Here is a 6158-nt window from a genome sequence, read left to right on the forward strand (position 1 = left end):
GACCACCGCGGCGGCGTCCACGCGGCCCAGGGCGGCGACCTCCAGGCGGGCGGCGCCGAGCCGACGGCAGGCCGTCGCGGTGTCCAGGCCCAGTGATTCCCACGCGGCGGCGGTCGCCAGGTCGTCGCCCACCGTGCCGTCCACGAGGTGCCCGAAACGCTGGAACTTGGAGATCGCGAAGACCACTTCGCCCATGGTGAACCGCTCGGCGAGCTTCTCGGTGGTCTCGGCGATCGTGTGCGTGCCGTCGAGATAGGGCAGCACGGCCGCGACGGCCTTGCCCTGGACGAGGTAGTGCCCTTCCTCGCAGACGAGGAAGACACGATCCGGGCCGAGTGCGCGGGCGACGAGGTGTGCCTTGAGACGAGGCAGGTCCACGAATGCTCCTCTGGCGTTGTCGGGCGGTGTCCTGCGCTTTCCGGTGCGGTCCTGCGTGTTTCCTGCGGTTGTCGCGCCTCGGGTCCGGATTTCCGCGAACGGCGACCGAGCGCCGACCGAATGACGACCGAGCGCCCGCCGAATGACGACCGAAGCCGGGCGCCGGGTAATTCCTAGTGCTCGCCCACACTCCCGGACAAGGTCGATCAGCCGATTCTTCGCTGTTTCTCCGGTGTGCCCGCGCTCGGTCGGGGGGTGCGTGGGTAATGCCTGCCGGGGGTGTCTGCTTAACCTTGGGGGGTGTCCCCCTTAACCCTGTGGCCTGCGTTGTTGTCGTGCGGGTCGGGCGTGAAACGTATCGGGGGGATGGCGCCGAATACGCGGGAGTGGCACATTAGCAATTCGGGCATTGACGTGCCGACGGCAATCTCCACATGCTTCCGTTATTGCCGCCGAACCCGACACCGTCGTGGAATTCGGCGCAAGCCCGAAATCGGACGAGCGAGAGGGAAGCACATGGAACCCAGGGAGAGGGCAGCGTTCGTCAGGTCCTACACGAAGGTTCTGACGGCGGCCTGGTCGAACGACGAGTACGCGGCCCGCCTGGAGACGGACCCGCGCGCCGCGCTGGCCGAGAACGGTCTGGAACTGCCCGCCGGCGCCACCGTGCGCATCGTGCGCAACCTCGGCGGCGAGCCGGACCTGGAGGCCCAGGTCGAGCTGTGGGAGGCCGGTACGGAGTCGGGCGACTTCGAACTGCGGGTGCCGAACTCGCCGCAGATCGAGCTGCGCGAACTGTCCGAGGCCGACCTCGAATCGGTCGCCGGCGGTACCCAGGAAGTACGCGACGACACGACGTACTGCTGCTGCTGTTCGCCGTGCTGCTGCTGCACCTGACGGCCCACGGCGGCTGACCGGCTGGAGAGGAACACTTATGGAGCCCAGGGAGAGGGCCGCGTTCGTCAGCTTCTACGCGAAGGTGCTGACGGCCGCGTGGTCGGACGACGAGTACGCGGCCAGGTTGCAGACGAACCCGCGTGCGGCGCTGGCGGAGATGGGTTTCGAGTTGCCTGCCGGTGCCACGGTGCGGATCACGCGCGAGGCCGGCGGCGAGCCCGACCTTCAGGCGCAGGTCGTGGCCTGGGAGGAAGGCGCCGAAACCGGCCGGTACGAACTGTGGGTGCTGGACTCGCCGTTGATCGAGACGCGCGAGCTCTCCGAGGCGGACCTGGACTCGGTGGCCGGCGGTGACGCGTACAGCTGTTGCTGTTCGCCGTGCTGCACCAGCACCTGAGGGGCCAACGCACCACACCCGGTTCCGGCGCCGCGGGAATCGCTCCGCTCCCGTGGCGCCGGAACCGTACCCGTTGCCGATCGACCGGCCGGGTGACCGATCCACTGCTCGGCCACCCGATCGTTCGCTCGGTTCCCCAACGTCCGCACACCCGAGGTGGAGACACATGCCCGGACCAGACGCGGCCGACGTGCGTGCATCGCGCACGTCCGCGACGCGAGCCAGTGCCGGCCGGCGCCGCCGGGGATTCCGGGGTGCGCACCGACGCCTGGCCGTGCTTGCCGCGGCCGTCCTGATGGTCGGCGGCACACTCACCGGGTGTGGGAACAGCCCCGCGAACCCCAAACCGGCCGGAGCCGCCGTCGAACCCCCGCCGGTGGGGATCGAGTTGGCGAACCGCCTGTTGCAGGAGTACGCCGCGGGCAACACCCGAGTCAACGCGGGCCTGGACCCGGCCGCGGTCGACGCCATCGAGATGCCGCCCGCTTCGGTGGGGAGCAAGGCCGGACTTCAGGTCGCCAAGACCCAGGCGGTCGCGGTGCCTTCGACCGGATACGTGCAACCGCGGTTCGTCTTCCCGCGATTGACCGGCTATCCCAAGTACTTCGTCGCGATCACCCAGCTCCTGCAGTCCTCCACGGTCTCCCCCTCGCCCAAGTACCTGCTGTTCGTACAGGACCAAGAGGGCGCGCCATGGAAGGTCGCCTACTACCCGTTCGCCCTGGACCGCTCCGAACTCCCGGAACTGGAACAGGACGCCGCGGGCGGCGCGCCCGTCGTCGCGGACACCGCCGGCCTGCTCGCCGACCCGGCCGCGCTGGGCCGCGCGTACCAGGACTACGCGCAGGGCAAGCGCGACCCCAAGGTGCCGCTGTCGCCGACGAAAGCGCTCACCGGCCAGCTCACCGGCGGCTGGACCGCGGGTGTCCAGGCACAACGCGCGAAGGGCGGCATCCTGGAGCGCACCATCCCGGCGGACGCCCCGCGCTACGCCACGTACCTGCTGCGCACCCGCGACGGCGGGGTACTGGCCTTCACCGCGGTGCAGGTCCGCGACACGATGACCGCCACGGGCGGCAAGGGCGATGTGCAACTGGACGCCGGCAGCCGCGAGGCCGCGCTGGCCGGCAGCCCCGAGGGCGCCCGGGCGCCGCAGTTCACGGTGGATCGGCTGGAAATCTACCTCAGCCACATACCGCCGAGCGCCACCCCGGGCACCGGCGTGCAACTGATCGCCTTCGGCGACTACGCGCTCTCCGTCACCTGACGAAGCCGAAACCCGCGCAGAACCAGGGGCCCCGCCGCGCGCCGGGACCGTTCGCCCGCCACCGTCCAGGAGGACCCGGATGACGTCGTCGCCGCCACCCGCCGTACCGGCCCGTCGCCGCCAGGTCCACCTGGTCGAGCTGACCGTGATGCCCGGCGTCCGCTACAGCGCCGTGCTCGGCCAACTCCAGGCGGCGGCCCAGGCGGATCCCGGCCTCGCCGCGGCCGTGTGCTTTCGCAAACACGTGCACCTGCAAGGCGGCCCCGCGTTCGAGCGGGCCGCGCACGCCGTTTCGGCCGAGCTCGACGACCCGCTCGCCGTCGCCTTCACCGTCTACTTCTGGAACCGGGCTCGCACCCTGGAACTGGCCCGGCGGATCAAGGAGCGCTGGCCGCGATGTCGGATCGTGGTCGGCGGCAACGACGTCACGCACCAACAGAAGGCGCTGTTCGCCGAGGCACCGTGGGTCGACGTCCTCGTACACGGCGAGGGCGAACTGCGCTTCGCCGACCTGCTGCGGCAGTTCGTCGCCCACCCCGACGCGTCGCTCACCGACCCGGGCCTCCTGGCCGGGCTCGCCGGCGTGCCCGGCATCAGCCACGTCGGCGCCGGCGGCGGGATCGTCGACACCGCCGCCGCCCCGCGGGTGACCGACCTCGACATCCTGCCGTCCCCGCTGCTCGACCCGAGCGTGTGGTCGGACGACGATCTCGCGCGATCACGGATGATCGTCTACGAGACCAACCGGGGCTGCCCCTACTCGTGCGCGTTCTGCTATTGGGGCGGGGCCACCAACTCCAAGGTCCGGCAATACTCGCTGGATCGCATCCGCGCCGAACTGGAACGCATCGTCACGCACGTCGGTAACGGCACCCAACTCTTCATCGCCGACGCCAACTTCGGCATCCTGCCGCGCGACACCGAGATCGCCCGGCACCTCGTCGACCTGTGCGCGCGGCACGGCAAGCGGCTCCTGGTGATGACGAACTGGGCCAAGAACACCAACGGTCGCGTGGTCGAGATCGCCTCGATCCTGTACCGCGCCGGCCTCACCGGCGCGATCACGCTGTCCGCGCAGTCGTTCGACGCCGAGGTATTGCAGATCGCCAACCGCACCAACATCCGGGTCGACAACTACCGGCGCATGCAACGGCAGTTCCGCGAACACGGCATTCCCACCTACACCGACCTCATCTGGGGTCTGCCCGGCGAGTCGCTCGCGACCCACCTGGACGGGGTCGAGGAAGCCGTCGCCTCGGGAGGATCACCGGTCGTCTACCCGCTGCTGCTGCTCAACAACACCGACTACACGCACGCGCGCTTTCGCGACGAACACGCGCTCACCACCCGCCGGATGCCGTGCGACCCGGGCAACACCGACCTGATCGCCGACGTCGTCACGGGCCACGCCGGGATGGACTTCGAGGACTGGCTGCACGGCATGCGACTGCGCATCCCGCTCACCCTGTTCCACAAGTGCCTGCTCCGCTGCACCCTGCGCGTCCTGGCGCACGCGACGGGCGCGCGTACCGTCGACCTGGTCGCCGCGCTCGGCGAACACCTGGACACCGGCGACCCCGACCCGATCGCGGCGCACTGGTACGCGGACTACACCCGCGCGTGGCGCGAGCCGGACAGCTTCCCGCGCCGGGCGCTGTACGCCGAGATCGGCGACGAGATCATCCACGAGGAAGTCCACTACCAGGCGATCCTGCACCGCATGGTCCGCCGCCCCGAGCGCGCCGAGCAACACGCTCGCGCCGCGGTCGACTTCCTGTACGAGCACCTCGGCGCCGACCCCGCGACCGCGTCCCGGCGGCCCGAACGCGCCGACCTGGACCGGGTGGTGGGCCTGGACCTGGCCGCCGCAGCGGTTTTCCGCGCGGGCATCCACCGGGTGGCCGAAACCCACGAGTTCGCAATTCCCGCACACATGTGGGCGGTACTGCGCGAGCATGGGGACGTGCCGCCGACGGCCGACGAATCGGGTGACGGGGCGGGCGACGGGTCGGCCGACGCGGCGAGCGTCGTGCGCGGCACGGTCACCGTGCCGTCGGCCCGGATCCACTACCCGTTCAGCGCCTACGCGTTGTCCGTGTGGCACGGCAGCGGGCGCCCGATCCACGACTGCGCCACGATCGCGCACTCGACGGACGCGCTCCTCGCCCCGACCGCCCGTTGACCCGTCCCCGCCGCGCCGGCGGGCCCAGCCCCAGGGAAACCGACATGGTTCGCAACATCCGGATCGCCGCCCCCATGCTCTACGCCGCCGCGATCGTCCTCGGCTTCCTGATCGACACCCGGGTCGGCGTCGGGGTGGCCATCGTCGGCGGCATGCTCGTCGGCCTCACGTACACCCTCCTGCGCCCCGCGGGCGACGGCCCGGGCCGTCGCCGCCGCCGGCGCTGACCGGTCGACACCCAAGACGGCCCGACACCCGTACACCCCGCTCGGCGGGCCGGCCCGAATCCTGCCGGTGGACCCCTCGTTCGCGAGTTCGTCGCGGAAACGGCCCTCGCCGGCGGGCGCCGGGAGCACGCCGGACGCGGGCGGTCCTGCCGCCCGGGTGACGTGCTCGGGTCACGAGGTCATCCGGTGGGCGATGCCGACGTGCCCGCGGCGTTGCGGCGTCCCGGAAGCGCTCCGTCGACGATTGCCTCGGCGAGGCCGCGGACAGTGGCGGCGTCGATTTCGTCGAGTGGCGTCGTGACCAGGGTGAACAGGGCGCCGGTATAGAGGGCGATCAGGGTGCGGATCGCGAAAGCCGGTACGGGCGTGGCCAGTTCGGCGTGCAGAGCCTGGGTCTGTTTCTCCATGGAGGCGGAGACGGAGGACAGGGCGGAGGCGAGAGCCGGCCGGCGCCCGGCTTCGAGCCGGAGTTCGCACACCGCCAGGTAGCGGTCGCGCCGGTCGGTCGCGGCGCTGAGGAGTGACTCGGTGAGCAGGTCGGCCAGAAGCGCGGGAGTGGTGACTTCGTCCCATACCCCGTCGGGTGTCCCGACCGCGGTGTCCCGCGTTGCCCCGAGCCCGCTGCGTGACGCGGACTCCATCTCCCGGACGTGCAGTTCGGCGACCCGGTCGGCCGCCGCGACGAGGAGGGCTTCCCGCGTGGGGAAGTAGTTCGACGCTGTTCCGCCGGGCACGTCCGCGATCTTCTCCACGGCGCGGTGGGTAAGCCCGCGGACCCCGTCGGAGGCGAGAAGTGCGATGGCCGCGTCT

General features: G+C 71.0%; 7 protein-coding genes. 5 read left to right on the forward strand and 2 right to left on the reverse strand.

Going from position 1 to position 6158, the window contains the following annotated elements; translation table 11 throughout:
• Positions 1-378, reverse strand: a 378-nt coding sequence (locus GT354_RS46125; RefSeq protein WP_161363525.1) for a hypothetical protein, incomplete at its 3' end; no start/stop codon positions are given.
• A 516-nt stretch (positions 379-894) separates the two neighbouring features.
• Between GT354_RS46125 and GT354_RS46130 the strand changes: the two genes are divergently transcribed.
• The 5 genes from GT354_RS46130 (at position 895) to GT354_RS46150 (ending at position 5348) form a co-directional block, all read left to right on the forward strand.
• A complete protein-coding gene (locus GT354_RS46130; protein WP_161363528.1) occupies positions 895-1275 on the forward strand; it encodes a hypothetical protein in 381 nt (126 codons plus the stop codon).
• 37 nt (positions 1276-1312) lie between these two features.
• Complete coding sequence (locus tag GT354_RS46135) at positions 1313-1672, forward strand: hypothetical protein (RefSeq protein ID WP_161363530.1); 360 nt, start codon at positions 1313-1315, stop codon at positions 1670-1672.
• 166 nt (positions 1673-1838) lie between these two features.
• Entirely contained in the window at positions 1839-2939 is a 1101-nt protein-coding gene (locus GT354_RS46140; protein WP_161363532.1) for a hypothetical protein, read from the forward strand.
• 79 nt (positions 2940-3018) lie between these two features.
• Complete coding sequence (locus GT354_RS46145) at positions 3019-5121, forward strand: radical SAM protein (protein ID WP_161363534.1); 2103 nt, start codon at positions 3019-3021, stop codon at positions 5119-5121.
• A 44-nt stretch (positions 5122-5165) separates the two neighbouring features.
• Entirely contained in the window at positions 5166-5348 is a 183-nt protein-coding gene (locus GT354_RS46150) for a hypothetical protein (RefSeq protein ID WP_161363536.1), read from the forward strand.
• 179 nt (positions 5349-5527) lie between these two features.
• Here the strand turns inward: GT354_RS46150 and GT354_RS46155 are convergent.
• Positions 5528-6158: TetR/AcrR family transcriptional regulator (locus tag GT354_RS46155; protein WP_161363538.1), on the reverse strand; the 631-nt coding region annotated here is incomplete at its 5' end.

This window comes from Streptomyces sp. SID3343, from assembly GCF_009865215.1.
In the GTDB taxonomy this organism is placed as follows: Bacteria; Actinomycetota; Actinomycetes; order Streptomycetales; family Streptomycetaceae; genus Embleya.